Origin of the sequence: Cupriavidus sp. DL-D2, assembly GCF_039710735.1 — a bacterium.
In the GTDB taxonomy this organism is placed as follows: domain Bacteria; phylum Pseudomonadota; class Gammaproteobacteria; order Burkholderiales; family Burkholderiaceae; genus Cupriavidus.
The window spans coordinates 1-26,619 of the sequence record NZ_JBDKXK010000021.1; the positions used below are offsets into that span (position 1 = coordinate 1).

The 26,619-nt window shown below is 64.1% G+C and carries 24 protein-coding genes and 1 pseudogene; 16 read left to right on the forward strand and 9 right to left on the reverse strand.

The annotated features are described in order from the left end of the window. Positions 1–192 precede the first annotated feature (192 nt). The 6 genes and pseudogenes from ABDB81_RS13955 to ABDB81_RS13980 all read left to right on the forward strand — a co-directional run bounded on the left by ABDB81_RS13955 (position 193) and on the right by ABDB81_RS13980 (position 5,388). Complete coding sequence (locus ABDB81_RS13955; protein ID WP_137928186.1) at positions 193–582, forward strand: OsmC family protein; 390 nt, start codon at positions 193–195, stop codon at positions 580–582. Positions 583–964: 382 nt separating this feature from the next. Beyond that, positions 965–1,786 carry a hypothetical protein gene (locus tag ABDB81_RS13960; RefSeq protein ID WP_346811765.1) on the forward strand — a complete coding sequence of 274 codons (822 nt, stop codon included), beginning with the start codon at positions 965–967 and terminating at the stop codon, positions 1,784–1,786. A gap of 294 nt (positions 1,787–2,080) precedes the next feature. Next, a complete protein-coding gene (locus ABDB81_RS13965) occupies positions 2,081–2,713 on the forward strand; it encodes a response regulator transcription factor (protein ID WP_346811678.1) in 633 nt (210 codons plus the stop codon). Between the two features lie 89 nt (positions 2,714–2,802). Then, a complete protein-coding gene (locus tag ABDB81_RS13970) occupies positions 2,803–3,246 on the forward strand; it encodes an Hpt domain-containing protein (protein ID WP_346811680.1) in 444 nt (147 codons plus the stop codon). A 17-nt stretch (positions 3,247–3,263) separates the two neighbouring features. Continuing rightward, complete coding sequence (locus tag ABDB81_RS13975; RefSeq protein WP_346811682.1) at positions 3,264–4,238, forward strand: DedA family protein/thiosulfate sulfurtransferase GlpE; 975 nt, start codon at positions 3,264–3,266, stop codon at positions 4,236–4,238. A 147-nt stretch (positions 4,239–4,385) separates the two neighbouring features. After that, a pseudogene (locus tag ABDB81_RS13980) lies at positions 4,386–5,388 on the forward strand (LLM class flavin-dependent oxidoreductase). Between the two features lie 65 nt (positions 5,389–5,453). On the opposite strand, the gene ABDB81_RS13985 reads toward ABDB81_RS13980, so the two are convergent. After that, on the reverse strand, positions 5,454–7,016 hold the full coding sequence (locus tag ABDB81_RS13985) for a methyl-accepting chemotaxis protein (RefSeq protein ID WP_137928181.1): 1,563 nt from the start codon (positions 7,014–7,016) through the stop codon (positions 5,454–5,456). A 180-nt stretch (positions 7,017–7,196) separates the two neighbouring features. Between ABDB81_RS13985 and ABDB81_RS13990 the strand changes: the two genes are divergently transcribed. Continuing rightward, on the forward strand, positions 7,197–7,955 hold the full coding sequence (locus ABDB81_RS13990) for a lipoate--protein ligase family protein (RefSeq protein WP_137928180.1): 759 nt from the start codon (positions 7,197–7,199) through the stop codon (positions 7,953–7,955). 8 nt (positions 7,956–7,963) lie between these two features. On the opposite strand, the gene ABDB81_RS13995 is transcribed toward ABDB81_RS13990, so the two are convergent. Next, positions 7,964–8,692 (reverse strand): DUF3047 domain-containing protein, encoded by a 729-nt coding sequence (locus tag ABDB81_RS13995; protein ID WP_346811684.1) that lies wholly within the window; start codon positions 8,690–8,692, stop codon positions 7,964–7,966. 127 nt (positions 8,693–8,819) lie between these two features. On the opposite strand from ABDB81_RS13995, the gene ABDB81_RS14000 reads away from it, so the two are divergent. The 4 genes from ABDB81_RS14000 (at position 8,820) to ABDB81_RS14015 (ending at position 12,534) form a co-directional block, all read left to right on the forward strand. Next, the gene (locus tag ABDB81_RS14000) at positions 8,820–9,044 is read left to right on the forward strand and encodes a hypothetical protein (RefSeq protein WP_160474327.1); all 225 of its coding nucleotides are present in this window, start codon (positions 8,820–8,822) and stop codon (positions 9,042–9,044) included. 10 nt (positions 9,045–9,054) lie between these two features. Next, a complete protein-coding gene (locus ABDB81_RS14005) occupies positions 9,055–9,909 on the forward strand; it encodes a polysaccharide deacetylase family protein (protein WP_346811687.1) in 855 nt (284 codons plus the stop codon). Between the two features lie 106 nt (positions 9,910–10,015). Further along, positions 10,016–12,121, forward strand: coding sequence for an elongation factor G (gene fusA / locus ABDB81_RS14010; protein WP_346811689.1), 2,106 nt, complete (start codon positions 10,016–10,018; stop codon positions 12,119–12,121). 161 nt (positions 12,122–12,282) lie between these two features. Next, complete coding sequence (locus tag ABDB81_RS14015; RefSeq protein WP_137928176.1) at positions 12,283–12,534, forward strand: GlsB/YeaQ/YmgE family stress response membrane protein; 252 nt, start codon at positions 12,283–12,285, stop codon at positions 12,532–12,534. On the opposite strand, the gene ABDB81_RS14020 is transcribed toward ABDB81_RS14015, so the two are convergent. From ABDB81_RS14020 to argG, 3 genes are all read right to left on the reverse strand, one after another. Then, positions 12,499–15,651, reverse strand: a complete 3,153-nt coding sequence (locus ABDB81_RS14020) for a transglycosylase domain-containing protein (RefSeq protein WP_346811691.1) — start codon at positions 15,649–15,651, stop codon at positions 12,499–12,501. The two genes, ABDB81_RS14015 and ABDB81_RS14020, sit on opposite strands and share 36 nt — an antisense overlap. Before the next feature lie 252 nt (positions 15,652–15,903). Beyond that, complete coding sequence (locus ABDB81_RS14025) at positions 15,904–16,929, reverse strand: aldo/keto reductase (protein ID WP_137928175.1); 1,026 nt, start codon at positions 16,927–16,929, stop codon at positions 15,904–15,906. A 134-nt stretch (positions 16,930–17,063) separates the two neighbouring features. Continuing rightward, positions 17,064–18,389 carry an argininosuccinate synthase gene (gene argG, locus ABDB81_RS14030; protein ID WP_137928174.1) on the reverse strand — a complete coding sequence of 442 codons (1,326 nt, stop codon included), beginning with the start codon at positions 18,387–18,389 and terminating at the stop codon, positions 17,064–17,066. A 253-nt stretch (positions 18,390–18,642) separates the two neighbouring features. On the opposite strand from argG, the gene ABDB81_RS14035 reads away from it, so the two are divergent. The 3 genes from ABDB81_RS14035 (at position 18,643) to ABDB81_RS14045 (ending at position 19,997) form a co-directional block, all read left to right on the forward strand. Further along, positions 18,643–19,068, forward strand: coding sequence for a VOC family protein (locus ABDB81_RS14035; RefSeq protein WP_346811694.1), 426 nt, complete (start codon positions 18,643–18,645; stop codon positions 19,066–19,068). 69 nt (positions 19,069–19,137) lie between these two features. Beyond that, positions 19,138–19,341, forward strand: coding sequence for a SlyX family protein (locus ABDB81_RS14040; RefSeq protein WP_137927598.1), 204 nt, complete (start codon positions 19,138–19,140; stop codon positions 19,339–19,341). Between the two features lie 92 nt (positions 19,342–19,433). Continuing rightward, positions 19,434–19,997, forward strand: coding sequence for a DUF1439 domain-containing protein (locus tag ABDB81_RS14045; RefSeq protein WP_202126866.1), 564 nt, complete (start codon positions 19,434–19,436; stop codon positions 19,995–19,997). Positions 19,998–20,003: 6 nt separating this feature from the next. Here the strand turns inward: ABDB81_RS14045 and ABDB81_RS14050 are convergent, their stop codons facing one another. Together ABDB81_RS14050 and ABDB81_RS14055 are read right to left on the reverse strand one after the other, a co-directional pair. After that, on the reverse strand, positions 20,004–20,843 hold the full coding sequence (locus ABDB81_RS14050) for an NAD-dependent protein deacetylase (protein ID WP_137927596.1): 840 nt from the start codon (positions 20,841–20,843) through the stop codon (positions 20,004–20,006). Next, positions 20,840–21,037, reverse strand: coding sequence for an oxidoreductase-like domain-containing protein (locus tag ABDB81_RS14055; protein ID WP_346811696.1), 198 nt, complete (start codon positions 21,035–21,037; stop codon positions 20,840–20,842). Before ABDB81_RS14055 ends, ABDB81_RS14050 begins: the two co-directional genes overlap by 4 nt. A gap of 215 nt (positions 21,038–21,252) precedes the next feature. Here ABDB81_RS14055 and ABDB81_RS14060 point away from each other — a divergent pair, with 215 nt between their 5' ends. Both ABDB81_RS14060 and ABDB81_RS14065 read left to right on the forward strand, forming a co-directional pair. Then, entirely contained in the window at positions 21,253–23,592 is a 2,340-nt protein-coding gene (locus ABDB81_RS14060; RefSeq protein ID WP_346811698.1) for a patatin-like phospholipase family protein, read from the forward strand. Positions 23,593–23,836: 244 nt separating this feature from the next. Beyond that, the gene (locus ABDB81_RS14065; protein ID WP_137927603.1) at positions 23,837–24,685 is read left to right on the forward strand and encodes an IclR family transcriptional regulator C-terminal domain-containing protein; all 849 of its coding nucleotides are present in this window, start codon (positions 23,837–23,839) and stop codon (positions 24,683–24,685) included. Between the two features lie 42 nt (positions 24,686–24,727). On the opposite strand, the gene ABDB81_RS14070 is transcribed toward ABDB81_RS14065, so the two are convergent. Together ABDB81_RS14070 and ABDB81_RS14075 are read right to left on the reverse strand one after the other, a co-directional pair. Further along, complete coding sequence (locus tag ABDB81_RS14070) at positions 24,728–25,522, reverse strand: flagellar brake protein (protein WP_137927595.1); 795 nt, start codon at positions 25,520–25,522, stop codon at positions 24,728–24,730. Between the two features lie 218 nt (positions 25,523–25,740). Next, positions 25,741–26,610: a LysR substrate-binding domain-containing protein gene (locus tag ABDB81_RS14075; protein WP_346811767.1), complete on the reverse strand. Its 870-nt coding sequence runs from the start codon at positions 26,608–26,610 to the stop codon at positions 25,741–25,743. Between the last annotated feature and the right edge of the window lie 9 nt (positions 26,611–26,619).

The following is a 26,619-nucleotide window of genomic DNA, read 5'->3' on the forward strand; positions in this document are numbered from 1 at the left end:
GTTTGCAGCGCGGTTTGTGTTGCGAGGGGGCGAATATTAGATGCGTTCCGGAGATTGCGCAAGCCCTTGTTCGCAAAAAATTTAACTGACATGAAAAGATGTTTATGAGGCACTCGCAAGCCTGTATTTGCACATGCTGTATAGAATCATCTGTCCGGCCTGGGCTGCAGGCTACCTACAGAGGAAGACTCCATGACAATCGAAGCGACCTGGCGGGCCGATTCCGGCTCTAGTGTTTGTGACCTGGCCAATGGCCATGCGCGCTGGCAAGCCGACCTGGATGCCCCGATGGGGAATCCGGAGATTCCGAATCCGCACGACCTCCTCGATTCGGCATTGGCTGCCTGCACGACACTCACCGTTCAGATCTATGCGAAGCGCAAAGGCTACGCCGTCGAGGGTGTGCGGGTGACGGTAAAGCATGAGGAAACGCCGGGGTCGTACAAGCTGGTCCGTACTGTGGAACTCCAGGGTGACTTGCCCTCCGACGTGCGGGAGGATCTCCTTCGGGTAGCCAACAAGTGCCCGGTGCACAAGGCGCTGTCTGCAACGATCACTATCGAGACCACGTTGGAAGGTTGAACTGCAAAGATCTCGATTGACGCCTCAAATGATAATGGTTATCATTTTGTTTCTCCGGTTTTGACACGACCAGAGTCAGCAAATGGGTTACCGGACACTTATGTGTCCGGCCTTTTTTCCTCCAGACCCAAACCTTGGCGCGCAGTTCTTGCACGTCATCTTCCTGCCCTGAACCCTCAGCAAGATGAACCATCCTTAAGCGATGGCCTGTAAGCGCTTTGGCGAAATTCCATCGCCTGTGTTCGATGTCCCACGAATCCGTCGATTCCAGGCGACCGATAGATCGCTCGCATGTTTTGTCGCCGGGTAGCCGAGGCTTAAGATGAACCCAAACGAAAAGATTGGCGTGACGCGACAGGGAAGCATCGAGGGCGGGGAAATCTTGGCGAATTACATGGAAGAGTATTGTTCGCGCATCCGACGCGACGGGGTGCGCGGCATTGGGTCGAAGCCGGTCGTTGTCGATCAGGATGGGACGTATGTCATGACTTACGTCCCATCCGAGCATCGTAACGACGAGGCACGGTTGATCCTGGTAAGCACGACGCCAGGCCACACCCATGTGCGGCTGGCAGCAACCGTCACCGAGGAGTTACTCCGGCTTCATACACCGGGGCGCGTCATCCAACGCGAACACAAGCGCCGCGTGGAACTTGGGGGCAGGATGGTCAGACCCAACCTGATCCGCATGCTCGATCATTTCCGGGTGCCCGACCTGATTGCGCAATCCAGCGCGGAATCGCTCTGGAAAGAGGCTTTTCCCAGCCTCCAGCCCCTCGCCGTCCTCCCGTACGCCACCACACGTCGCGGCCTGACGTTCGACGGCGCGCTCGACGACATCCTGGACACGCCCATGCTTCGTCTCGTCTTCGAACGCCTGTTCCTGGACCGGCTCGGACAGTTGCGCGACAACGCCCTCTATATAGGACTTGGCCGCACGGCATGGTCGGCGCTGCAGCATTCCGTGTCCCTCGGGTTGATCGGCCGCGAGCAACTTCTGGGGATGATGCCCGTGCCTACCCGCGCCGGCAGCATGGTGCGTTATTTCCTCCGCGAGATGACAGAAGCCGACCTGTCGCCTAACGATCCTGTGCGACATCGCATTGGATGGCTGGACGCCGCGCATGCAGAGATGGAGGCAGGCGTGCGTCGGATCCGGGCCGCAGCCGCGCCAGCCAGCCAACCCGATCGATTGATCGCCTGATCGAAGTGTGGCATCCCCCACTACGGTAGGGGTCAACAGTCTTCAGAAGTGCCGATAACACTCCTTGAGGAATCTGACCTCCTCGCATTCCCGATTCGCGACCCCCGTGTGCATACGGTGGGTCGCAATTTTTTTGCCCAGATGACGTGAAGATTCGATCTGGCTCAGAAATCGGTCAAGTGGGGAAATTTCCGCCAGCAATTGCAGAATCGTCGCATTTTCTGCGGCGCGCGCACTCCTATACTGCCTCGTCTGTGAAACGCCCTCGCCACGGTGTGGCAATGCGAACGAGGCATGACAACCATTTTGATCGTTGACGATCACCCCGCCCTGCGGATGGCCCTCCGCGCCCATCTGTCCCAACTGACAGGCGTCAAGCGAATGTACGAAGCCGACAATGGACAGGCGGCTGTCGATTCCGTTCGCCAACACAAACCAGACCTCGTCGTGCTGGATCTCGATATCCCGAGAATGAGCGGACTCGACGCAATGCCGCGCATGCTGGCCGTGCACCCCCAAGTGCGCGTGCTGGTACTCACCGCCCAGGATCCGATACCGTTTGCCACGCGTGCGCGACATGCCGGCGCTCAGGGCTTCGTCAGCAAAACAGAAGACATGGAGGCCATCGCCCGTTGCGTCGAGACCGTACGTAGCGGCTTCACGGTGTTCCCCACCAGCGATCCCTGTGACATATCGTATGAAGGGCGGATCGTCACGGACGACGAAGGCCTCCGCAAGCTTTCCGACAAGGAAATGAAAATCTTGCGCATGCTCTCGCGCGGGATGAGCAACAAGGCGATTGGCAACGCCCTCTTCATCAGCAACAAGACCGTCAGCAGCTACAAGAGCCAGATCATGGACAAACTCGGCGCCGAATCCCTGGTCGACCTCGTCGACTTTGCACGCCGCTGCCGACTGACTCCATGACATCCGTCGGTGCCCGGCACCGATTGCCTCCCGACGAGCGCGACATCATCGGCGCCGCAGTGGCCCATGCAGCGCGACAAGACCCCACGATGCAGGCGATGCTGGTGGCGCGGCTGATCGAAACCAATGCGACCGATCTGCAAGATCTGCGGCACGCGGTAACCCGGCGCGACTGGCCCGGTGTGCGCCGCACGGTCCACCGGATCAAGGGAGCCGCCGCGCTGGCACGCTGCGCATCGGTGATCGCCGCCGGCAAGTCTATCGAATCCGCTGCGGGGCAAGGCAACGCTGCGGTGGTCAACACACTGTTGCCGCGTTACGTCGCCATCTTGGGCGCGTTCAATGACACACTGGCGGCGTTGGAGTCGAATGGCCTGTCCCAAATGGTGGAGACAGGGACCATGAGGATGCCATTCGACGCATTTGACGTACGCCAGCCCGAATTGCCGATGCAGACGGCCCGCCGCGCTGGCACACTATCATCCGGAACCGACGGCGCCCCCCGGATTTCAATCGCCGCCGGCCAAGACTAATTTGGCGGAGACATGTCGTGGGTGATTTGCAGTCCTTGCTCGATGGCCACGGGCTGACGCTGGTATTCCTGAGCGTGCTGGCCGAGCAGGCGGGGCTTCCAGTGCCCGCCTATCCGATGCTGTTCGTGGCTGGCGCCCTGTCCATGCAGGAGACCGGGCCGTCAATCGGCGCCGTGCTGTTTGCCGTGGTCGCCGCATGCCTGATCGCCGACACCGCCTGGTATTTCGCTGGCAAGCGCCTGGGGCAGCCGATGCTCCGCACGATCTGCCGCGTATCGATCTCGCCGGACACATGCATCCGCCAGACACAATCCCTCTATATTCGTGTGGGGCCGCGCTCTCTGGTCTTTGCGAAGCTGCTCCCCGGTGCCGGCGCACTCTCCACGGCCATGGCGGGCATGACCGCCACGCCCTTCCTGACATTCCTGTTCTACGATGCGCTCGGTGCGCTGGTCTGGGCGGGCGGTGCGCTGCTGGCCGGCGTGGTATTCAGCGATTTCGTCGATGACATCCTCGCCGCCTTCAGCGCCTACGGCCATATCGCATTCATGGTCATTGTGGGCGCGTTCGCATTGTTCATCGCCTGGCGCTTCTGGCAGCGCTGGCGCCTACTGCGCCGCACGGGACGGATTCCCCGCATGACCGTGATGGAACTCGAGCAGCGGCGGCGAGAGAGCGAGCGCGGCCTGGTGGTGCTCGATGTCCGGGCCAATGGCGTCGCGCCAATCGAGCGCATTCCCGGTGCCATGGTCATGGAGTTGCACGCGCCCATCGACACGCTGGCGAACCAGCGCAACGACAGCGATTTCGTGGTGTACTGCGCCTGTCCCAACGAGATGTCCGCTGCCGTGCTGGCGGAGCGGCTGCGTGCGGCGGGTTATCCCAACACGTGGGCACTCGCGGGAGGATTCGACGAGTGGAAGCGTCTGCAAACCCCGCTTGGGGCTACGTCCGTCGAACCGGATGCCGCGCCTCGGCCGGCTGGTCACTAGCTTACACAAGGCACCGCATGCCCGCCGTCGTGATTCCCCACAGGCGGCAGGGCTTCTATCTGGCGGCCAGCAGGATCTGGCCGGGGTGACTACCATAGCCCGTCCCCCGAATTGAACGCGTGCGGCCCGAGCCGCCCGCGGCACGCCATGCTTCCCTATTCCCTGCTTGACCTTTCGCCCATTGCGGAAGGCAGTGACGCCGCGCAGGCCATGCGCAACTCCCTCGACCTCGCCCAACATGCGGAGCGGCTCGGCTATCGCCGCTTCTGGCTGGCGGAGCACCACAACATGCCCGGCATCGCCAGCGCCGCCACGGCGGTGCTGCTGGGCTTCGTGGCGCAGGGCACCTCGACGATCCGCGTGGGGTCGGGCGGCATCATGCTGCCCAACCACTCGCCGCTGGTGGTAGCCGAACAATTTGGCACGCTCGCCGCGCTGTACCCCGGCCGTATAGACCTGGGGCTGGGCCGCGCACCCGGCACCGATCAGGCGACGGCGCGTGCGCTGCGGCGCCATCTCGGCCACGACACTGCCGACTCCTTTCCGCAGGATGTGGAGGAACTTCAAGCCTACTTCGACGAAGTGAGGCCAGGCCAGCGGGTACGCGCCGTGCCGGGTGCCGGACTCAAAGTGCCACTGTGGCTGCTCGGCTCCAGCCTGTTCAGCGCGCAACTGTCGGCCGCGATGGGATTGCCGTTTGCGTTTGCCTCGCACTTCGCGCCGGGTTTCATGCGCCAGGCCGTCGATCTATACCGGCGCACGTTCCGCCCTTCCGAACAGCTCGACCGTCCGCACGTGATGCTGGGGTTGAACGTGTTCGCCGCCGAGACCGATGACGCGGCGCGCCGCCTGTTCAGTTCGCTGCAACAGCAATTCCTGGCGCTGGTGCGCGGCACCCCCGGGCAACTGAAGGCGCCGGTCGATGACATCAGCCGCCTCTGGGATGCCAGCGAGGCCGATCACATCAACCGTTCGCTGTCTTGCTCGGTCGTGGGCTGCCGTGCAGGCGGGCATCCAGCGCTTTGTCGACGACCTGCGGCCCGACGAACTGATGCTGACCGGTCAGATCTACGACCATCGGGCTCGGCTACGCTCGTTCGAGATTGCTGCCGAGGCGATTCGCGCCTTGAAGCTGGGTTCGACGATCTAATCACGCAACAACAAAAAAAGCCGCGGGAATTCCGCGGCTTTTTTTCTTCGAAGATCGGAAATCCGTCACACGTGCGCGAGACGGAACGTCGATACGGCGCGCAGCATCGACTCTGCCTGCTCTGCCAGGGACTGGGCTGCCGCAGCGGCTTCCTCCACCAGCGCCGCGTTCTGCTGGGTGACCGAATCCATCTGCGTGACGGCTTGGCCAACCTGCTCGATGCCGGTGCTTTGTTCGGCGGAAGCCGCGCTGATCTCGCCCATGATGTCGGTCACGCGCTTCACCGCCTGCACAATTTCTTCCATCGTCGTGCCGGCCTGGCCCACCAGCGTCGCGCCGGTATCCACCTGCGCCACCGAGTTGTCGATCAGCGTCTTGATCTCCTTGGCCGCGTTGGCGCTGCGTTGTGCCAGGCTGCGCACCTCGCCGGCCACCACTGCAAAGCCACGGCCCTGCTCGCCGGCGCGTGCCGCTTCCACCGCAGCGTTCAGCGCCAGGATGTTGGTCTGGAACGCAATGCCCTCGATCACGCCAATGATGTCGACGATCTTGCGCGAGGCGCCGTTGATCTCGCCCATCGTCGTCACGACCTCGCTGACCACGCGTCCACCACGGTTGGCAATCTCGGAGGCATTGACGGCGAGCGCGCTTGCCTGACGTGCGTTGTCGGCATTCTGGCGCACGATACCGGTCAGTTCTTCCATGCTCGAAGCGGTCTGCTCCAGTGCCGAAGCTTGTTCCTCGGTCCGTTGCGACAGGTCATGGTTGCCCGCCGAAATCTGGTTAGTCGCCGTGGCGATGGAACCCGCCGCGCCGCGGATATCGCCCATCGTCGCGGCCAGGCGCTGCTGCATCGCCTGCATGGCCGCCAGCACGCTGTGCTGGTCGTTGGCGCGCACTTGCACCGGCACGGTCAGGTCGCCGCCCGCGATGCGCGTCACGGCTTCCACCGCGTAGGCCGGCTCGCCGCCCAGGCTACGCTTCACGGTACGCATGATCACGCCCATTACGCCGGCAATCAGTGCGCCAATCAGCAGCGTACTCAGCAGCGCGTTGATCAGATTGGCACGGAAGGCGTCCTCGATGTCGATCAGGAACACGCCGGTGGCCACGAACCAGTCCCAGTCCGGCACGTAGCGGCCATAGGTCAGCTTGCGCTGCGGGTTCTCGGTGCCAGGCAGCCGGCCGCGATACATGGAGAAGCCGGCGTCGTCGCCAGTGGTACGGCGCGCGCCTTCCAGGATGGCGCGGTAGACATAGACGCCATCGGGGTCCTTGAAGTCGCCAACCATATTGCCTTCGGTCTGCGGCAGGCCGGGGTTCAGAATGACCTGCGGCTTGGAATCGACGATGAACAGATAGCCGTTCTGGCCAAAGCGCATGGCACGCAGCGCATCCTTGGCGGCCTTCTGTGCGTCTTCCTTCGACATCGTGCCCTTGGCCGCGCGCTCGGCGAACAGCTTGACGATGCCTTCGCCTGTCTGCACCAGCGACTTCAGCCCCTCGCGGCGTTCGGCCATCATGACCGATTTGGCGTGAAAGGCGTTCCAGGTGCCAAGCGCGAGCAGCAGCACCCACATGACGGCAAGCGCCGCCCAGAGTTTGGAGTTGAGCGTGAGACGGTTCATGATCCGACAGGCAGAAGTATTCAAGGAACGCGCGAACAGCCGCGCAGAGGTCCTCAGGGATAACGGTCACCCCTGCCTGTTTTTTTAGCACCAACGTGGCGCACGCCCCGTTAGCCGTGGAAAAATGCACCATCCGCCGCGTGCGCATCACTGGCGGCAACCTGCCTGCGAGGAAGCGACATGAACATCGCGCCGACACCCCGGACTTTCTCCTTCATCGATCCCGACCCTGCCGAGGCCGACCCGGTACAGGGCGAACTGTCCCTGCTCGACCACGCGGCACGGAAAGGCCCCGTGGCACAGCTTTGGGAGGCGCCACTGTCCTTGGTCATTCCACGCAGTTACCTGCGCCAGCCCGGCATCGAAGCCGCTCGAGCCGACTTCGCGGCAAAGGGATGCCCAGTCTGGCTGCGCATGTCGGGCGGCGGACTCGTGCCGCAGGGTCCGGGCATCCTCAATGTCAGCCTGGCCTACGCGCTCCCACGCGGCGCAGCCTCATGGATGGAGCCCGTCTACCTGCATCTGTGCGAGGTCATTGCGGCCGGCTTGCGCGAACTCGGCGTGGAGACGCACTGGCAAGCCGTGGAAGGATCGTTCTGCGACGGCCGCTACAACCTCGCCTGGGGTCCGGGCGACCGCGCGCGAAAGATCGCCGGCACCGCTCAGTACTGGCGGCGCGCACCTGCCGACGCGCAGTCGCCGGATGGGCAGCGGCACCTGGTGCTCGCCCACGCCATCCTGCTGGTGGATGCTGACCCGGAGGAGATCAACGCGCGCGCCAATGCGTTCGAAGCAGCCATCCAGAGCGGGCGCCACTACGATCCCGCAAAGGTGGTAAGCGTGAGGGAGGCAAGCGGTGCGGAGGCCGGCGGCCTGACGACCCGTGTGTCGGCCGCGATCCAGGCTGCAATCCTCTCGACGCCGGTGCCGGGGCACTAGCAGCTTCGCTATTTGGCAGCGCCGAACTTGATGTCGCCGTACCACGCGCGAGCGGTGGCGCCAGTGTTGTCCGTATCGGTCAGGATGCCGTAGGCGGTCAGCTTGCCCGGCACCTCCTTGAAGACCTTCTGGAAATCGCTCGCCACATTGCGGCGCACGGTTTGCCATTTGCCAGCCTCACCGCCCACCACGATCATCTGCACGCGGCTGGTGTGTGGATTGGCGATGACGGTACCTACCGGTGCGCTGTTGGTCCAGATATACATCAGCGTGGCGTAGGGCAACTTGTCTCCCGCCGCGCTGGCCGCGAGCATTTCGGCACGATCACCAATCGACAGCTTGTTGCTCGCGCCATCGAAGAAGAACACGAGGCGCGCGGGCGCATCCTCGCGATCGCCCACACTGTTATCTGCATTCGGGATCGGTCCCGCCACCTTCCAGCGCCAACTGACCACCGGGGTCCTGGCAAGGTCCACATCGCCTTCATGCACCAGGCCGGAGGCCGAGCCGCTGGCGTCGGCCTGCAGCACCGTGGTACCTTGCTCGGCCACCAGCGCGTAACGCGTAAGCTTCTTCCCAGACACCACGGGCTTGTTCTGCCAGCCATCCGGCAGCGACGCGCCCGGCTTGACGGCGGAAAACGCCGCCCCGGGTTCGGCACCCTGCGCCAGCGCGCCGCAGGTCAATGTCAGGGGAACCAGTAGCAGGCTCGAGGCCAGGGTGCGGAACGTGGGCATGGTCTTCTTGTTGTAAGCGGTTCAAGAGATTTCATCATTCTAGAAACGAGACCCGCAGTCTGCCGTGAGGCGCTGGCTGAATGGCAGATCGGACGGGCGCTGACAAACTCTTGCGGGGAACAGGCGGATGGCGGAACTGCTGCTCGGGGCGATTGGCTGGATCTTCGTGGAACTGATTGTTTCCACCGTGTTCTATGGAATCGGCTGGGTTGTCATCAGCATCGTCACATTCGGCAAGCATCCCGGGCCGTGGCGAGGGCTGGAGAACCTGGTCGGTGTTCAGCTAGTGGCCTTTGTCGGATTGCTGACCACCGTGGTAACTATCGCTTCCTATTTCACTTTCGTGCGCTAAGCATCACCCATTGAGCCGCCCCTACATAGTTTTCCTGCTCACCGCCGTGCTGACGTTGGCCGGCTGCGCCCTGGGTCCCGTGACGCCGCTCGCGCCCGACACCGCCGCGAAGCTCGCACCTGTGCGATTCCTGCTGACGTTCGACGATGGCCCAGATACCGGCCCCTATGGCGGCACGCCGTTCATCCTCAGGCAGTTGGCGGACAACCCGGTCACACCAGGCATCAAGGCGCTCTTTTTCGTCCAGACCGAGCACCCCTTGCGTGGCGGCGGCCCGGAAGGACGCGTCCAGATGCACGATACTTGCGCACAGGGACAACTGATGGCCGTACACAGCGGCATGGTCGAAGGCCATACCTCGCACACCCGCCTGCCGTCCGACGTACTGGCCGCCTCGCTGCGCCGGGGGGCCGCCGATATCGCCCTGCAATGCGGCACGGCGTTGCCTGTGGTGCGGCCGCCCACATGGCGCCACGACACGCGCACGATGGATGTCTATCATCAGGTTGGCATGGAAATGATGATGGCCGACGCCAACGCGCGCGACGGCAAGATCTATGGCTGGAATATCAGCCTGCGCCGACGCCCGCACATGCGCCACGAACTGGAACGCGTGGGCCAGGCCATGGTGGCGCAGCGGCTGCAGCCGGTGGAAGGCGTGACACCGATCATCGTCGCCTTCCACGATCCGAACGGTTTCACAGCCATGCACATGACCGACTACCTGCAGATCCTGGTGGATACGGCACGCGACAACGGCTTGCCATTGGCCGACCCGCCGTTCTATACCGATACACAGGCGGCCGGGCGCGCGGCGCTGGCACGTGCCCGGGCCGGCGTCTACGCACGCGAAAGCTGGCCCTGAACGACGATCGTTCTCCTGCGAAGCCATATGCAGCGCGGGGAAATACGGAAGATTGGCGAAAGTGCTACGCTTTACGCCCCGTGGTGCCCTAACCAGGAGAATCACCGTGCCCCGCAAGACCCCCATCGAACGCTATCGGAATATCGGCATCAGCGCGCATATCGACGCTGGCAAGACCACGACCACCGAGCGCATCCTGTTCTACACCGGCGTGAACCACAAGCTGGGCGAGGTGCACGACGGCGCAGCCACCATGGACTGGATGGAACAGGAGCAGGAGCGCGGCATCACGATCACGTCCGCCGCCACCACTGCGTTCTGGAAGGGGATGGCCAACAACTATCCCGAGCACCGCATCAACATCATCGACACGCCGGGCCACGTCGACTTCACGATCGAAGTCGAACGGTCCATGCGCGTGCTGGACGGCGCCTGCATGGTCTACGACGCCGTAGGCGGTGTGCAGCCACAATCCGAAACCGTCTGGCGCCAGGCCAACAAGTACCGCGTGCCACGCATCGCGTTCGTCAACAAGATGGACCGCGTGGGCGCGGACTTCCTGCGCGTGCGTGAACAGATCCAGAGCCGCCTGAAAGGCAATCCCATCCCGATCCAGATTCCGGTCGGCGCCGAAGATCATTTTCTCGGCGTGGTCGATCTGGTCAAGATGCGCGCAATTGTCTGGGACGATGCGAGCCAGGGCGTGAATTTCGAATACGTGGATATTCCGGCCGATCTCAAGGACGTTGCGCAGGAATGGCACGACAAGATGATCGAGGCGGCCGCCGAAGCCAGCGAGGAACTGCTGGAGAAATACCTGGGCGGCGAGACGCTGACCGAGGACGAGATCAAGACCGCGCTGCGCAAGCGTACGGTAGCGGGCGAGATCGTGCCGATGCTGTGTGGCAGCGCGTTCAAGAACAAGGGCGTGCAGGCGATGCTCGACGCGGTGATCGACTACCTGCCGTCGCCGGTGGACGTGCCCGCCATCCTGGGCCACACCGAGGACGACAAGGAAGCGGAGCGCCATCCGAGCGATGACGAACCGTTCTCTGCACTGGCGTTCAAGATCATGACCGACCCGTTCGTGGGCCAGTTGATCTTCTTCCGCGTCTACTCGGGCGTGGTGAACTCGGGCGACACCGTCTACAACCCGGTGAAGGCCAAGCGCGAACGGCTGGGCCGCATCCTGCAGATGCACGCCAACGTGCGCAACGAGATCAAGGAAGTGCGCGCCGGTGACATCGCCGCCGCCGTGGGTCTCAAGGAAGCCACCACCGGCGACACGCTGTGCGACCCTGCCAAGGTCATCATCCTGGAGCGGATGACGTTCCCCGAGCCCGTGATTTCGCAGGCCGTGGAGCCGAAGACCAAGGCCGACCAGGAGAAGATGGGTATCGCCCTGAACCGCCTGGCGCAGGAAGATCCGTCTTTCCGTGTGGCCACCGACGAGGAATCGGGACAAACCATCATCTCGGGCATGGGCGAACTCCACCTGGAAATTCTGGTGGATCGCATGAAGCGCGAGTTCGGCGTGGAGGCATCGGTCGGCAAGCCGCAGGTAGCGTACCGCGAAACCATCAAGACCGCCGCCAAGGATGTGGAAGGCAAGTTCGTCAAGCAGTCGGGCGGGCGCGGTCAGTACGGCCACGTCGTGCTGAACGTGGAGCCGTTGCAGCAAGGCGGCGGCTATGAATTCGTCGATGCCATCAAGGGTGGCGTGGTGCCGCGCGAGTTCATTCCCGCAGTGGACAAGGGCATTCGTGAGACGCTGGAGAACGGCGTGCTGGCCGGCTACCCCGTGGTGGACGTCAAGGCCACGCTGGTCTTCGGTTCCTACCACGACGTGGACTCCAACGAAAACGCGTTCCGCATGGCTGGGTCGATGGCTTTCAAGGAAGGCATGCGCCGCGCCAAGCCGGTGCTGCTGGAGCCGATGATGGCCGTCGAGGTGGAAACGCCCGAGGAATTCACCGGCAACGTGATGGGTGACCTGTCGTCGCGCCGGGGTATCGTCCATGGGATGGAAGACATTGCCGGGGGCGGCGGCAAGATCGTGCGTGCCGAGGTGCCGCTGGCGACGATGTTCGGCTACTCCACGTCGTTGCGCTCACTGACGCAAGGCCGCGCCACGTTCACGATGGAGTTCAAGCACTACGCGGAAGCACCGGCCAACGTTGCCGAAGCCGTCATTACCGCGCGCAAGCATTGATCCCGACTGCCAGTTGCCGGGCATCGCTTGACCGCGTTCAAGCGGCGATCTGAAAATTTTCAGATCGCCGCCGACACGCTGCCGGCAGCCTGGCATGGCATGATCGTGTCGTCAGTCTTTGTTCCGTCTCCGTCCTTTTTTCGGCCAGCAAGGAGCGCATCATGATGGCATTTCTCGGCACGATTCTCGTGGGGTTGATCGTCGGACTCATCGCACGGGCCATCAAGCCCGGCGACGACAAGATGGGCTGGATCATGACCATCCTGCTCGGTGTACTCGGCGCGCTGGCGGCTGGCTACGTGGGCCGCGCGATGGGGTTCTACCAACCGGGCGAGGCCGTGGGCTGGATTGCTTCGATCATTGGCGCGCTGGTGCTGCTATTCATCTACGACGCTGTGCGGCGCAAGCGTTGATACGGCGGCTCCTGACGGGGCATTGAGCACCGTCAGGGTCGGCGCGGCCGTGTCGCGGCAGCGCAGCAGCGTGGCTTCGCTGCCCGGTGCCGCCATGGCCGTGATCTGCGGCGCCAGCGCCCGCAGTACACGCACGGCAATCGCACTCGTGAACACGTAGCGTGCCGCGTAGGGTTCTCCCACATGCACGGTCACCGTGCCGAAGTAGCGCTCCCCAATGACAAACACGAACGTCGCTGACCGGTTCACCGCGCGCGACGCAATCACGCGCCCGCCCGACCCATAGGTCTGATAACGCTGGTCGCCTGTTCCTGTCTTGCCGCCCACCGCCAGCGGCGCGCCTTGCGGCTGTCCCTTGCGATTCACGGGCACGAACGCCCCGTTGATCGACTTGGCCGTGCCCGCCTGCACCACGTCCAGCATCGACCGCCGCACAAGCACGGCGATCTCTGGCGCGACCAGCGGCTTGCCCGGTTGCGGATGCAGGCCGTAGGTGGTGGCATACGGCGTGTTGCTCGCGAAGGCCAGCGTGCGGACGGCAGACGGTTGTGCATCCACCCCATTGCCGAGGAGGATGCCAGCCAACTCGGCCAGTGCCGCGGGCCGGTCGCCCGATGCGCCCACCGCCGTGGCATACGACGGGGTCAGCGAATCGAACGGATAGCCGAGCCGCTGCCACCGCACCGCAATCTTGCCGAACGCCTCGCGCTCCAGCAGCGTGCGGATGCGCGCATCCTGACCCAGTTTGCTGCGCGTCTTGAACAGCCACGCGTACACGGTCTGGCGATCAGGCTCGCTGGCTTGCAGGATTTCCTTGAGCGTCGCATCGGGATGCTTGCCGAGGTATTCCACCATCCACAGTTCGAGCGGGTGGATGCGCGACAGGTAACCGCGATCGTTGAGACTGAACTTGTCGTGGCCGTACTTCACAAACAGGGCCTGCAAATCCTCATCCGACAACTTCGGCATCTGCTTGGGCATGCGCGCGCGCAGCGTACGGGCGAAGGTATCGAAATCCGTATCGGGACGCGCGCTGAGCAGCGTCACGGACAACCGCACCGCCGCCAGCCTTGCCGTGGGCAACTTCACGCGATCAAGCAGTGTGTCGATGCGCTGCGCGTCGGTCTTGCCCCGGTAGCGTTGCCAGAACGTGGTCATGAAGGCCGAGCCTTCCTCGTTGGCGAACTGCACAAGGTAGGCGCGGCGGCGAGGCTCGTCGCGATCCTCGAAGATCTGCGACGCATCGGGGTGCGCCTGCCAGACCTCGTAACGCACGATGTCGCGCATCATGCGGATGAACACCAGGTTGACGGAGTGCTGGAACGCCACGCGCACCGTCATCTGCCGCTCGCCTTCCCATTTCTCGAAGTTCGTGAACGCCTGCATGCCACCGCCGGTGAAGAAGGCTTCCCCGGCATTGCCCGAGTACTTGCGTTCCATCGCGGCATCGAGCACGGCCTTGCGCTCGCGCTCGGCGGGCGTCTTCGCCTTGATCAGGTAATCCACGGTCCAGCGGGTCAGCGCATCCTGGCGCGGCACCTGCAGCGCGGTCAGCTCGGCGCGGCTCGCATCCTTGTAGCGATCGTAGATCTCGTTGATGACTTCGAGGTACGTCACCATCGTGCGCAGCTTGGCCGTCGACCCCAGATTGATGCGCGCGCCATTGTTGATATCGAAAGGCTTGTCCACGTTGTCGGCCTGCACGCGCACCACGCTGGCATTGCCCGACCGTTCGAACAATGTGAAGCTGGCCACGAGCCGCGACGGGTCATCGCCATCACGCAGCAGGTTCTTGCCGTAGAGACCCATCTGCCGCGCGTCGTCCTTGTTGCGGATGCGTTGCAGCGTTTCCGTCACCACGCGCTGTGCCTCGCGATTGATCGTGCTGTCGACCGTCAGGTCGAGGCGATCCAGGTCATAGCGGCTATCGACATGGAGCAGCCGCGAGACATCGTTGCGCACCTGGTTGATGGCCTTGCGCGTGACCCATGGCTCTGGCTGCGGCCGTGGCGGCGGCGGCGCCTTGTCCAGCGATTGCGCCAGCGCCGCGTCGCGCAGTTCGGACGTGATCGCATTGGCCGAGGCCAACAGGCGCAGATAGCTGGCCGTCAGGGCATCGAGGTTTGTATCGTCGCGACGCAGATGGTACGAGGGCCGCCGCTGCGAGATGATCAGCGACAACGCGCGCTTGTACGCCTGTGCCTGGCGCGGCGTGGGGTTGCGCGGGTCCATGCTGCGCAACAGCCCGTTGATCTCGGCAAAGTCCTCGCCATACCAGACGTAGAGCGCGTCGCCCAACCCGTCGATCTCACCGTGGCCGGCCCGTGCAGACATCGGCACGGTATTGAGATAGTCGACGACGATGTTCTCGCGTGCCCGCAGCGTGTCAGGTCCATCGCGATAGGCGCGCAGTGAAGCGGAGGTCATCTGCCGCAGCTTGTCGGGAATCGACTGCGTCTTGCCTTCCGGCGAATGGCGATACTTCTCGATCTGCGTGGCCAGCGTGCTGCCGCCCGGCGTGCCGTGGCTGCGGTCCGCCAGCCTGATACCCTGGTCGAGCACGGCACGCGACAGCCGGCGCCAGTCCAGCGCCGGATTCATCATCGGGTATTCGGGATTGAGAAGGTTCTGATTCTCGACGAACAGCAGCGAGGTCACCAGCACCTTGGGGATGGCCTCGAAATCGTCATACTGCCGTTGCGGGAAGCGGTCTTGCGACATGGTCATCGCGTTGCAATCCCGCACCAGCAGGCCGGCCTGGCTCTTCTCGCGATAGGGCGGGAAGATACCTTGCTCCATCAACCGCACCATATCGGGCGACATGCGCGACTGCGAGATCGTGAGGTACCCCTCTCTCAGCAAGCGTTCGCCAAACTCGCCCAGCCGTTCATAGCCGAGCCGCAGGTCGTAGGGCCCGGAGTGGGGATAGCGGATGCTGTCGCTGGCGCCGGGCTGGATTTCATACGTCAACGTGCTGCCCAGCCGGCTCATGTAGCGAGCCTGCCATTGGGAGGTGCGAGCCTCGCTAGCGACGACGCTCACGACGATGTAAGCACCACCGCATACGACCACCGCCATCCCTGCGAGAATCCAGCCACGACGTGACACGTTTCGCATCCGGTTGCGCCGGCCCCGCCGTTTCGGCAGGCGTCGCCGACTCCAAGCCCACGTCCGGCGACCGTCATCCAACAGCCGCCGCGTGTTTTTATATTACGCGTATCGGCAGCCGTTTGTGGGGGAGAAGTTGGCTGCCGCACGCATTCAAACATACCCGCGTGGGCATCCGCGCAACAGGTGCGGCTCAGGCCGACCGGGCGTCACACTTGCGGTGTCAACACCGCGTGTAAATGTCGCACCGGTTTGTCATCGTTACGCGTCCTGCACAGGCCGGCCACCGAACGGGTAGTTCGGATCGCTATAGCCGTGCGTGGACGCATGCCCGCGCGGCACGAGGTCATCGACCATCGTCTCTTCCTGCGCCGAGATGGCCGCCCCGACTGCACCAAAATAGTCCTCGAACTGCGCCAGCGTACGCGGCCCCGCGATCACCGAGCTGATGATGGGATTCGCCAGTACCCAGGCGGTGGCGAACTGGCCTGCGCTCAGGCCGCGCGCTTCCGCATGGGCCTTCAGCGTCTGGGCGATCACCAGCGACTCCTCGCGGAATTCGGTTTCCATCATGCGACGGTCGGCACGTCCCGCGCGCGTGCCTTCGGCGGGCGCCTGGCCGGGCAAGTATTTCCCGGTGAGCACGCCGCGCGCAATCGGGCTGTAGGGCACCACGCCCAGGCCGAAATGCTGGCACGCGGGCAGGATCTCCACCTCGGGCATGCGGTTCAGCAGGTTGTAATACGGCTGGCAGGCCACCGGACGCGGCACGCCGAGCTTGTCGCACAACCCGGCGATCTCGGCGATGCGCCAGCCCCGGAAATTGGAGACGGCCCAGTAACGGATCTTGCCCGCGCGAATCAGGTCGCCCATCGCGCGCACGGGCTCCTCGAGGTTGGCGCCAGCAAAATCGCGATGCAGGTAGAGGATGTCCACATAGTCCGTGGCCAGGCGGCGCAGGCTGTCTTCCACTTCGCGCATGATCCACGTGCGCGAGTAGTGCTGCTGGTTCGGCCCCTTGCCCATGACGTTGCCCAGCTTGGTGGCCAACACCCAGTCGGCCCGGTCGCCCTTCAGCAAGCGGCCCACCATCTCCTCGGAGGCGCCTTTTGTGTAGACATCCGCCGTGTCGATGAAGTTGACGCCGTGCGCGCGGGCGCTATCGACGATGCGGCCGGCTTCGGCATCATCGGTCTGGTCCCCGAACATCATCGTGCCCAGGCACAGGGTGGAGACGTTCAGGTTGCTGGCGCCGAGGCGGCGGTACTGCATCGCGAAATCTGGCATGGTGATCCCCGTTTGACTGAGCCAGCATTGTGCCGCGATGCGGCGATGCGTGCTGGCACGCCACTGGCTTGCGCAGGACGAAAAAAAACCGGCACGATCGCTCGTGCCGGTTTCTTGTTTCAGGCCGATGCCGCTCAGTCTTCGAGCTTCGGCAGCGCGGCGCTGGTCTGCGTCGACAGCAGGCCGGTCTTGGCATACGTCTGCAGCTTTTCGCGCGTATCGACGATGTCCAGCGTGCGCATCGTCAGTTGGCCGATACGATCCAGCGGCGTGAACATCGACTCGCCCTTTTCCATCGTCAGCCGTTCCGGCTTGTAGGTCAGGTTGTCCGAGGTCGTGTTCAGGATCGAGTAGTCGTTGCCACGACGCAGTTCGATGGTCACTTCGCCGGTGATGGCACCAGCCACCCAGCGCTGGGCGGTTTCGCGCAGCATGATGGCCTGCGGATCGAACCAGCGGCCCTGGTACAGCAGGCGACCCAGGCGGCGGCCGTTGTCGCGGTACTGCTCGATCGTGTCTTCGTTGTGGATACCGGTGATCAGGCGCTCGTAGGCGATGAACAGCAGCGCCAGGCCCGGAGCTTCGTAGATGCCGCGGCTCTTGGCTTCGATGATGCGGTTCTCGATCTGGTCGCTCATGCCCAGGCCATGGCGGCCACCGATGACATTGGCTTCCATGAACAGGTCCACGGCGTTGGCGAACGTCTTGCCGTTCAGCGCCACCGGCTGGCCTTCCTCGAAGCGCACGGTCACTTCCTCGCGCTTCACTTCCACTTCATCGCGCCAGAACTGCACGCCCATGATCGGCTGGACGATGCGGATACCGGAGTTCAGGTGCTCCAGGTCCTTGGCCTCGTGCGTGGCGCCGAGCATGTTGGAGTCGGTCGAATACGCCTTTTCCGACGACATCTTGTAGTCATGGCCGTTCTGGCGCATGAACTCGGACATCTCCGTGCGGCCGCCCAGTTCGTCGATGAACTGCTGGTCCAGCCACGGCTTGTAGATCTGCAGGCCCGGGTTGGTCAGCAGGCCGTAGCGGTAGAAGCGCTCGATGTCATTGCCCTTGAACGTGCTGCCATCGCCCCAGATGTTGACGCCGTCTTCCTTCATCGCGGCCACCAGCATCGTGCCGGTCACGGCGCGGCCAATAGGCGTGGTGTTGAAGTACGTCACGCCAGCGGTGGAGATATGGAACGCACCGCATTGCAGCGCGGCGATACCTTCGGCCACCAGTTGCGTGCGGCAGTCCACCAGGCGGGCAGCCTCGGCACCGTAAGCCATGGCACGGCGCGGGATGTCGTCGTAGTCCGGCTCGTCCGGCTGGCCCAGGTTGGCCGTGTAGGCGTAGGGAATGGCGCCTTTCTGGCGCATCCAGAGAAGCGCGGCGCTGGTGTCGAGTCCGCCCGAGAAGGCGATTCCGACGCGCTGGCCGGAAGGAATGTGCTGCAGGATGGTAGTCATCGCCAGAAACCAGGTGAATTTGTCGGCTCTTGGGGCGCCCCCGCATCGATCGATCGTGCGGCGAGCCGGTCCGGCGCCCGAAACTCGTAACCGTGAATTGTGACATGTCGCGGCGCCAGCGCCAAACCGGCGGCGGTCCAAAATATATGTGGACATGCCCGGGACCCTCGACTAGTCTTTTGTGGACGGCGTACACAAACGCCGGTCCAGCACACCTCCCGACCCCCGGGACCCACCCCAAGGAGAGTTGTCGATGTCTTCGAAGATCGAGTCGTACCTGTTTTTTGACGGTCGCGCAGAAGAAGCGGCCGAGTTCTACAAGACCGCCCTTGGCGCCCAGGTGCAAGGGTTGATGCGTTTCAAGGACGCGCCTCCGGGAGCCGGCGAAGGCTGCACGCCTGCGGCACAGAACGGTGACAAGGTGATGCACATGGCGCTGAAGATCGGCGACACCATCGTCATGGCCTCTGACGGCGAGTGCAAGGGCCAGACCGACTTCAAGGGCTTCTCGCTGGCCTACAACGCCGTGGACGCCGCCGAGGTGGATCGCACGATGCAAGCGCTGTCGCAGGGCGGCAAGGTCATGATGCCGGCTGACAAGACCTTCTTCAGCGAGCGCTTTGGCATGGTGGTCGACAAGTTCGGCATTACCTGGATGGTGCTGGTCTACAAGGCCTGACCCGCGCGACCATCCATCGGCCCGGTTGGCCGCATCCCGTACAATGCGCGGCCAACCGGAGAAACGCTGATGGAATCCCGCCTGACCGATCTCGAAATCAAGGTCGCCTTCCAGGAGGACCTGATCGAGACCCTGAACCTGACTGTCGCGCGCCAACAGCAGCAGATCGACCTGCTGCAGGCCCAGTTCCGCGCGCTTTACCAGCAGGTCCGCGCCAGTGCGTCGAGCGCCGCCGAAGCCGGTCCGCAGCACGAAATCCCTCCGCACTACTGAACGCTGAAGCATTGGAACGTCTGGATCACATGCCGGAACGATCGCCGCGCGCTGTCTGTCAGACGGTGATCGATCACCTGCTCCGGAGCGCCATGCCCCTGACCGCCACGACCGCACGGCGACTCGCCGCCACCTTGCTCGCCATCGCTTCGCTGAGTGCCCACGCTGGCTACAACGTCTGGACCGGCGAATACACCTTCAGCAAGGCCGAACTGCAGAGCGCCGTGGAGAAGAGGTTCCCCGCCACGCTGCGTTACGGCGAACTGGTCAGCGTGAAGCTGTCGCACCCCCGCCTCGTACTCGATCCGACGGCAAACCGCGTCACCACGCAGGTGGATGCGGTCATGACGAATACCGTGCTGCCTACGCCGCCGGTCAACGGCACGATGTCGCTGAACAGCGGCGTGCGGTACGACGCCACGCAGCGCGCCGTGCTGCTCGACAAGCCCACTGTCCAGGATGTGCAGGTACAGGGCATGGCGCAATATGGCCAGCAACTCAATGCCATCGGCGCCGTGGTGGCCGAGCAGTTACTCAAGGACTATCCGCTCCACACCTTCAAGCCGGACGAACTCCGCTTCAATGGCAAGGAAGTGGTGCCGGGCGCGATTACCGTGGCGCCAGAGGAAGTACGGGTGCAGTTGAACTTGAAATGAGGCCCGTCAGCCGGCATCGAGGCCAAGCTCTCCACCCAACACGGCCAGCGTTGGCCCGATGGGCGCCGACACCTTGAGTGCCAGCAGCGGATCGGCGCGCGTGGTGCCTAGGTTGAGTGCCGCAAGCGGCAACCCGCGCTCCTTCGCCCAGAGGCAGAAACGGTAGCCCGAAAAGACGGTCAGCGATGAGCCGATGACCAGCACCGCATCGGATTCGTCGAGCGCCGCACGACCCGCGTCCACCCGCTCGCGCGGGACCGATTCGCCGAAGAACACCACATCCGGCTTAAGCACGCCTTCGCAGCGTTCGCACACTGGCACCGTAAAGTTGTCGAACAGCGGCGACTCCAGATGCGCATCCCCATCGGCGGCAGGCAGCGCCGTGATGTCATGGAACTCGGGATTGTGTTGCCACAGCCAGCGCTGCAAGTCTGCCCGTGCATAGCGCGTGGCGCATGACAGGCAGATGACATGGCCGATGCTGCCGTGAAGTTCGATCACATGATGGCTGCCAGCGCGCTGGTGCAGGCCGTCCACGTTCTGCGTGACCAGCGCCGACACGCGCCCGGCGTGCTGAAGCTGCGCCACTACGCGATGGCTCACATTGGGAATGGCCGAGGCCGCCACGGGCCATCCCAGCAAGCTGCGCGCCCAGTAGCGTTGCCGCGCGGCGTGGCCGCTCATGAACTTGCTGATCGTCATCGGCGCGGAACGCTGCCAGCGGCCCTCCTCGTCGCGATAACCGGGGATGCCCGAATCGGTACTGATGCCGGCGCCGGTCAGCACGAACAGGCGGCGGTGCTGCCGCACAAAATCGAGCAATGCCGGGGGCGCGGTGTCGCTCACGAGTCGATCTTCACGCGTCCGGCCTGCCGTGCTTCCCAGGCCCTGAGTTCCTGCCGATAGCGCTCCATCTCGTCGTTGTAGAAATCGAACACGCAGGGATCGCAGCCGCTCTGGCAGCACTCGTTGTCGCCGGGACGGTCCGGTGGCAACGGCTTGGAGTCATCGGGAAGGGAAAAGGAGTCGTCGGCAGACACGATGCGGCAGAAAAAAGAGTACCGCGCCAGTATATGCCGCCCGCGTCATTGCGGTCCCGGCAGGCCGGACCGGGACCTTGGGCCAATGTGGCCCCGATCAAACTCTGTTATGCAGGAATCCATGCCCGTGATGAATTGTTTTGTCGGCACGGCGCGGCACACGGCACTGCTGCTAGTGTTGCGCGGAGTCGAATACCGGTGGACTGCATCGAGCCATGGTCCCAGCTTCACGTGTCCTTTCCATCCTGCACCGGGCTGCACGCATGCTCGCCTGCCTGGCGATGATGGCTGCCGTCATGCCCGCCGCCGCGGCCTCCGAGGCGGGCGGCCAGTTGCTGCCCCCGCCAAACCCCGCACCTGTCGCTCCGTCACCGCTGACGCCCGCCGATCCGGCCAAGCCCGTGCCATCCACCGTGCCGCCGCCACCGGGCCGGCCCAAGGTCTGTCTGGTGCTGTCCGGCGGCGGCGCCCGTGGCGCGGCGCACATCGGCGTGCTCAAGGTGCTGGAGGCACTACGGGTGCCGGTAGACTGCATCGCCGGGACGAGCATGGGCTCCCTGGTGGGCGGGGCGTATGCCACCGGCATGAGCACGGCCAATATGGAGAAACTGGTTGGCGGACTCAGCACGGAATCGCTGTTCAAGGAAAGGCCACCGCGCCAGGACCTGGCGATCCGCCGCAAGATCGAGGACCACACCAACCTCGTCACACCCGAGATCGGCGTGCGCGCGGACGGTCTGTTGCTGCCGAAAGGCGTGGTGTCGGGCGTGCAGTTGGAAACCGTGCTGCGGCAACTGGCCAATGCGCCGGGCTACCGCGATTTCGACGACCTGCCGATTCCTTACCGCGCAGTGGCCACGGACCTGGTGGCCGGCACACCCGTCGTGTTCAGCCAGGGCGAACTGGCCAACGTCATGCGCGCCAGCATGTCGGTGCCCGGCGCCGTGGCGCCCACCGAATACCAGGGCAAGCTGCTGGTCGATGGCGGCCTGACCGACAACCTGCCCGTAGACGTGGCGCGCAAGATGGGTGCCGATATCGTCATCGCCGTGAACCTGGGCACCCCGCTGATGAAGCGAGAGGAATTGACGTCGCTGATCGGCGTGACCGGGCAGATGCTCAACATCCTGACCGAGCAGAACGTGCGCACGTCGCTGGCGTCGCTGCAGCCCACCGACATCCTGATCCTGCCCGAACTCGGCGATTTCTCTGCCGGCGACTTCAATCACCTGCTGAAGACCATTCCGATTGGCGAGGCCGCCGCGCAGCGCCAGGCAGAGCGGCTATCGGCACTCTCCCTGCCGCCTGAGCAGTACGCCGCGCTGCGTACCGCCCAGCGCGCGCTGCCGCCCAGCAATCCGGCGCCCGTCGATGAAATCCGCTTCGCGCCGCTCGAACGCGTTAACCCAGCCTTCGCGGCAGCCACCATGGAAACCAAGCCGGGCCAGCCAATCACGCAGGCCACGCTGGACCGCGACATGCGGCGCCTGTTCGGCACGGGCGATTTCGAGCATGTGAACTATCGTTTCCTGGAAGAACCCGGCAAACGCATCATGGCCGTGGATGCCATCGAGAAAACCTACGGCCCCGACTATCTGCGCTTCGGGTTGGGCCTGAGTTCGGATTTCCGTGGCAACGCCTACTTCAACCTGCTGGCCAGCTACCGCCGCACGTGGCTCAACCAGCTTGGCGCGGAATGGCGCACGGACGTGCAGGTAGGGCAGACGTCGAGCCTGGTCAGCGAGTTCTACCAGCCGCTCGATACGCGCCAGTTTTTCTTCGTGGCGCCCCGCATCGAACTGGAGCGCCGGCCCGTGAACGTGTTCAGCGGCGATTCGAAGATTGCCGAGTACGACCTGCGCCGCACCGATTTCGGGTTCGATATCGGCAGCCAGTTCACCAAGTACGGCGAGGCGCGGCTGGGCGTGGTGATCGGGCATCAGAACGTGTCGCTCTCCACCGGACCGGAAACACTGACGCCAGCCACCGCCAGCAGCGTGGACCGTCGTGCAATCACCGGCCGCCTGCTCCTGGACCAACTCGACAACACCCACTTCCCGCGCTACGGGTATGGGGGCGTGCTGAACATCTATTCCTCCCAAGCGGGCATGGGTGCCACCAATACCTACACGAAGGGTGAATTCAACGCCTCGGGCGCGTATTCGGTCGGCAACCACACACTCAGCGTGGGAGTACGGGCTGGCAGCAATCTCGGCGGGCCGGGGCTGCCGCGCTACGACCTCTTCCAGTGGGGCGGCTTCCTGCAGCAATCGGGCTACAGCACCGGACAACTGATTGGCGGCAACCTGCAGTTCGCGCGGCTGGTCTATTACAACAAGCTCGTCCACCAGACCTTCCTGGATGGCGTCTACGCTGGCGCGTCATTCGAGGCCGGCCGCGTCGGGGCGCCGCTGGTGCCAGGCAGCCCGACCGGCCTGCTCAAATCGGGATCGATCTTCCTGGGCGTGGATAGCCCCGTGGGTCCGCTCTATCTGGCCTATGGACGCGCGGCCGCCGGCCAGTACGCGATCTACCTTTTCCTGGGCAAGCCATGAGGCAACCAGGCAAGGATTGCATTCGATAAGTACACCACTCGTTACCCCACCGAAGTTGTATGTAATGTCTCTGTGCACATCTCTATACTTGGCGGGTCGCCACGACCCCTGGCTGACAACCCCCTTGCCCAATCGCCGCCCCGAGCGGCGATATTTTTTTGTCCGGAGTTCGCCTTTGTGGAGCCGGAGCGTTAAGATGCGCGATTATCGAACGCGCAACGCCCCAACGCCCCCTACCGCCTTCATGGACGCCCCCAGCCCCATCACGCTCAAGCCGGCCCAGGCCGATACCGTACGCGCCGCCCACCCGCCGGCCGACATCCTCAACAGCTTCGCGGGCGATCCCAATTTCATGCTGTCGCTGGCCCGGGGTCTGACAGTGCTCGAGGCATTCTCCGAGCGTAAGCGCCCGCTCACCATTTCGCAGGTCGCGCAGCGCACGCAGTTGTCGCGCGCCTCCGTGCGCCGCTGTCTCTATACGCTGGAGCAGCTTGGCTATGTGAGCCAGCAGGACGGGCACTTTGCGCTGCGTCCGCGCGTGCTGCATCTGGGGCATGCGTATTTCTCGTCGACCTCGCTGGTGTCGCTGGCCCAGCCGATCCTGGATACGCTCAGCAACCGCGTGCACGAAACGTCGGCGCTGGCCATTCTCGACGGCATCGACATCCTCTATCTGGTGCGCTCGGAGGTGCAGCGAGTGCTGACCCATGCGCTGGGCATGGGTAGCCGGCTGCCGGCCTACTGCACCTCCACGGGCCGTCTGTTGCTGGCCCACCAGCCGGACGCCGTGCTCGAAGCGTTTTTCGAACACGCCGAACTGCGCCCGCGCACACTGCTGACCAAGGTGTCGCGGCCGGAGCTGGAAACCGCATTCCAGCGCGCGCGTGAACTTGACTATGTGTTGATCGACGAGGAACTCGAGCCCGGCCTCCGCGCGATTGCGGTGCCGGTGCGCTCGCAGGCGGGCGCGGTCGTGGCGGCCATCAGCGTGAGCGTGAAGGCCAACAAGGTGTCTGAATCGGAAATGATCGCGCGGCTGCTCAGTCCCATGCGCGAGGCGGCAACCGCGATCGGCAAGCTCGTCGGCACCTGAGGTCCCGAGCCGGGGCGTCTGGCCCCGGTATTTGCCTCGGTACTAGCCCCGGTGCGCCAGTTCCAGCTGGAACACTAGGCGCTGCAGGAAGTTTTCCATGCGGCCATCCGGGTTCAGGAAGGCGCAGCCGTAGTGGTGGACGGTGTTGTCATCGAAACCCACCAGCCAGTGGCCCACCACCTGCATATCCACTTCCAGACGCCCCAGTTCCCCGAAATCGAGCCGGCATCGCTTGATGGTGGTGCCCACCGGCAGCTTGTCGGCACCCACCGCACGGGAGCGCAACCCCACGCCCGACAGCGAAAGGTCGGCGATATCGAGTTGCAGCGCGGTCTTGTCGGCTGAGTCCGGCAACTGGATCTCGCAGCGATAACCCTTGGTCAGCAGGGTGCGCGCGCGGAAATGACGGCGGCGCTGGAAGTGATAAAGCTTTTCCGGGAAGTCCGCGATGAATGCCGGGCCGCCTTCGAAGCGCGTGGCACCGGGAGCGCCGATGGTGAAATTCACCGGCACCCCGCGCAGCAGACCCGAAAACGCGTTCTGCTCTGACGACATCAGCGCCTGGCGGTCGCCATCGACGCGGCACCAGTCGAAGATGAAGGTCCGGTTGGCCGGGTCCACGTGCAGGATCGACGTCACGATTTCCGACCCCTTCCTGGAACGCACGTTCAGCAGGCACTTCTGCCAGGCCATGTCGCGCAGCACGGTGCCGATCTGCGAGCTGTGCGTCAGCCGATAGCGCTCGTCCGAATGCGTCGAGCCATGATCGTCCGGCTCGCCCTCGGCCTGGGATGGGAATTGGCCTGCCTGCGGCCCGCGGGGATCTTGAAGACTCATGGAAATACGCACTTCAAATGGTGGTTACGTCGCCGGCGACCTGGATTGGGGTGAACGACGCAACTCGCTGATATAGGGTCGGGCGGCCAGCGCCGCATGGTAAGCGCGCCCTCTTAGAGGCGCAAGCTCATGGGAAGGCCTTCGGCAAAATAATACGCAACTTTAGCGACAGACTTCCGAGGGGTAGCTTCCGCTACGCTTTCCGCGCCGAAAAACCACTACGTGCAAGGGGAGGCGGAAAGCTCGCCACGCAGCCATTCGAGCAACGCCCGGCGGCGGGCATCGCGGGCAAATGGTACTGGCGAAATCAGATGATAGGCCGAGCCATCGGCCACGAAGCCAGCCGGCGCCACCAGCCGCCCATCGGCCAGTTCGTCGGCCACCATCAGCTCGGACGCCACCGCCCAGCCCTGGCCTGCGGCGGCAGCCTGCAGGCTCAGGTAAAAGTGCTCGTACCAGACGTCGTTCAACCGGTTCGGCTGTGCGAGGTGCCCCTCGGCACTCCGCGCCCAGCGCTGCCAGGCGTCAGGCCGCGTGCGCGTGTGCAACCTGACCATCTGGGCGGGCGAGACATCCGCCTGATCCGGACGACAGACCGGCCCCACTTTTTCCGGCAGCAATTCGCGCGTATGCCAGCGGGGATCGAAGGGGAAATCGTTACGCCGCAGTGCAACATCGATGCCGCTGGTGGCGAAAGCCACCGACCCGCCCGCTGCCATCAGATGTAGCGGGATATCCGGATGCGCAGCGGAGAATCCGCCGAGGCGGGGAATCAGCCAGCGCATGGCGATGGTGGGCTCGCAGGACAGCACCAGCGCGGCAGCCGGGGCAGGCGCACGAATCTTTTCCACGGTGGTGGCCAGCAACTCCATGGACTGCGTGGCCGCCTCGTGCAGCGTCCGGCCCGCGTCCGTCAGGAAGACCGCCCGGTTGCGGCGCTCGAACAGCTCAACGCCTAGGGCCTCCTCCAGTTGGCGAATCTGGCGGCTGATCGCGCCGTGCGTCAGGTGGAGTTCCTCGGCGGCCCGCGCGAAGTTCTGATGGCGCGCAGCGGCCTCGAAGAAGCGAATCCATCCCAGCCAGTGCATCGCAGTCAT

Bases quoted from the DNA above. Each gene is read 5' to 3' on its own strand.
- ABDB81_RS14065 (WP_137927603.1), top strand. From the start codon at position 23,837: ATGGACGCCCCCAGCCCCATCACGCTCAAGCCGGCCCAGGCCGATACC.
- ABDB81_RS14020 (WP_346811691.1), bottom strand. From the start codon at position 15,651: ATGCGAAACGTGTCACGTCGTGGCTGGATTCTCGCAGGGATGGCGGTG.
- ABDB81_RS14015 (WP_137928176.1), top strand. From the start codon at position 12,283: ATGATGGCATTTCTCGGCACGATTCTCGTGGGGTTGATCGTCGGACTC.
- ABDB81_RS14060 (WP_346811698.1), top strand. From the start codon at position 21,253: ATGGTCCCAGCTTCACGTGTCCTTTCCATCCTGCACCGGGCTGCACGC.
- ABDB81_RS14070 (WP_137927595.1), bottom strand. From the start codon at position 25,522: ATGAGTCTTCAAGATCCCCGCGGGCCGCAGGCAGGCCAATTCCCATCC.
- ABDB81_RS14035 (WP_346811694.1), top strand. From the start codon at position 18,643: ATGTCTTCGAAGATCGAGTCGTACCTGTTTTTTGACGGTCGCGCAGAA.
- ABDB81_RS13985 (WP_137928181.1), bottom strand. From the start codon at position 7,016: ATGAACCGTCTCACGCTCAACTCCAAACTCTGGGCGGCGCTTGCCGTC.
- ABDB81_RS14025 (WP_137928175.1), bottom strand. From the start codon at position 16,929: ATGCCAGATTTCGCGATGCAGTACCGCCGCCTCGGCGCCAGCAACCTG.
- ABDB81_RS13955 (WP_137928186.1), top strand. From the start codon at position 193: ATGACAATCGAAGCGACCTGGCGGGCCGATTCCGGCTCTAGTGTTTGT.
- ABDB81_RS13965 (WP_346811678.1), top strand. From the start codon at position 2,081: ATGACAACCATTTTGATCGTTGACGATCACCCCGCCCTGCGGATGGCC.
- ABDB81_RS14040 (WP_137927598.1), top strand. From the start codon at position 19,138: ATGGAATCCCGCCTGACCGATCTCGAAATCAAGGTCGCCTTCCAGGAG.
- ABDB81_RS14000 (WP_160474327.1), top strand. From the start codon at position 8,820: ATGGCGGAACTGCTGCTCGGGGCGATTGGCTGGATCTTCGTGGAACTG.
- argG (WP_137928174.1), bottom strand. From the start codon at position 18,389: ATGACTACCATCCTGCAGCACATTCCTTCCGGCCAGCGCGTCGGAATC.
- ABDB81_RS14045 (WP_202126866.1), top strand. From the start codon at position 19,434: ATGCCCCTGACCGCCACGACCGCACGGCGACTCGCCGCCACCTTGCTC.
- ABDB81_RS13990 (WP_137928180.1), top strand. From the start codon at position 7,197: ATGAACATCGCGCCGACACCCCGGACTTTCTCCTTCATCGATCCCGAC.
- ABDB81_RS13995 (WP_346811684.1), bottom strand. From the start codon at position 8,692: ATGCCCACGTTCCGCACCCTGGCCTCGAGCCTGCTACTGGTTCCCCTG.
- ABDB81_RS14075 (WP_346811767.1), bottom strand. From the start codon at position 26,610: ATGCACTGGCTGGGATGGATTCGCTTCTTCGAGGCCGCTGCGCGCCAT.
- ABDB81_RS13970 (WP_346811680.1), top strand. From the start codon at position 2,803: ATGCAGGCGATGCTGGTGGCGCGGCTGATCGAAACCAATGCGACCGAT.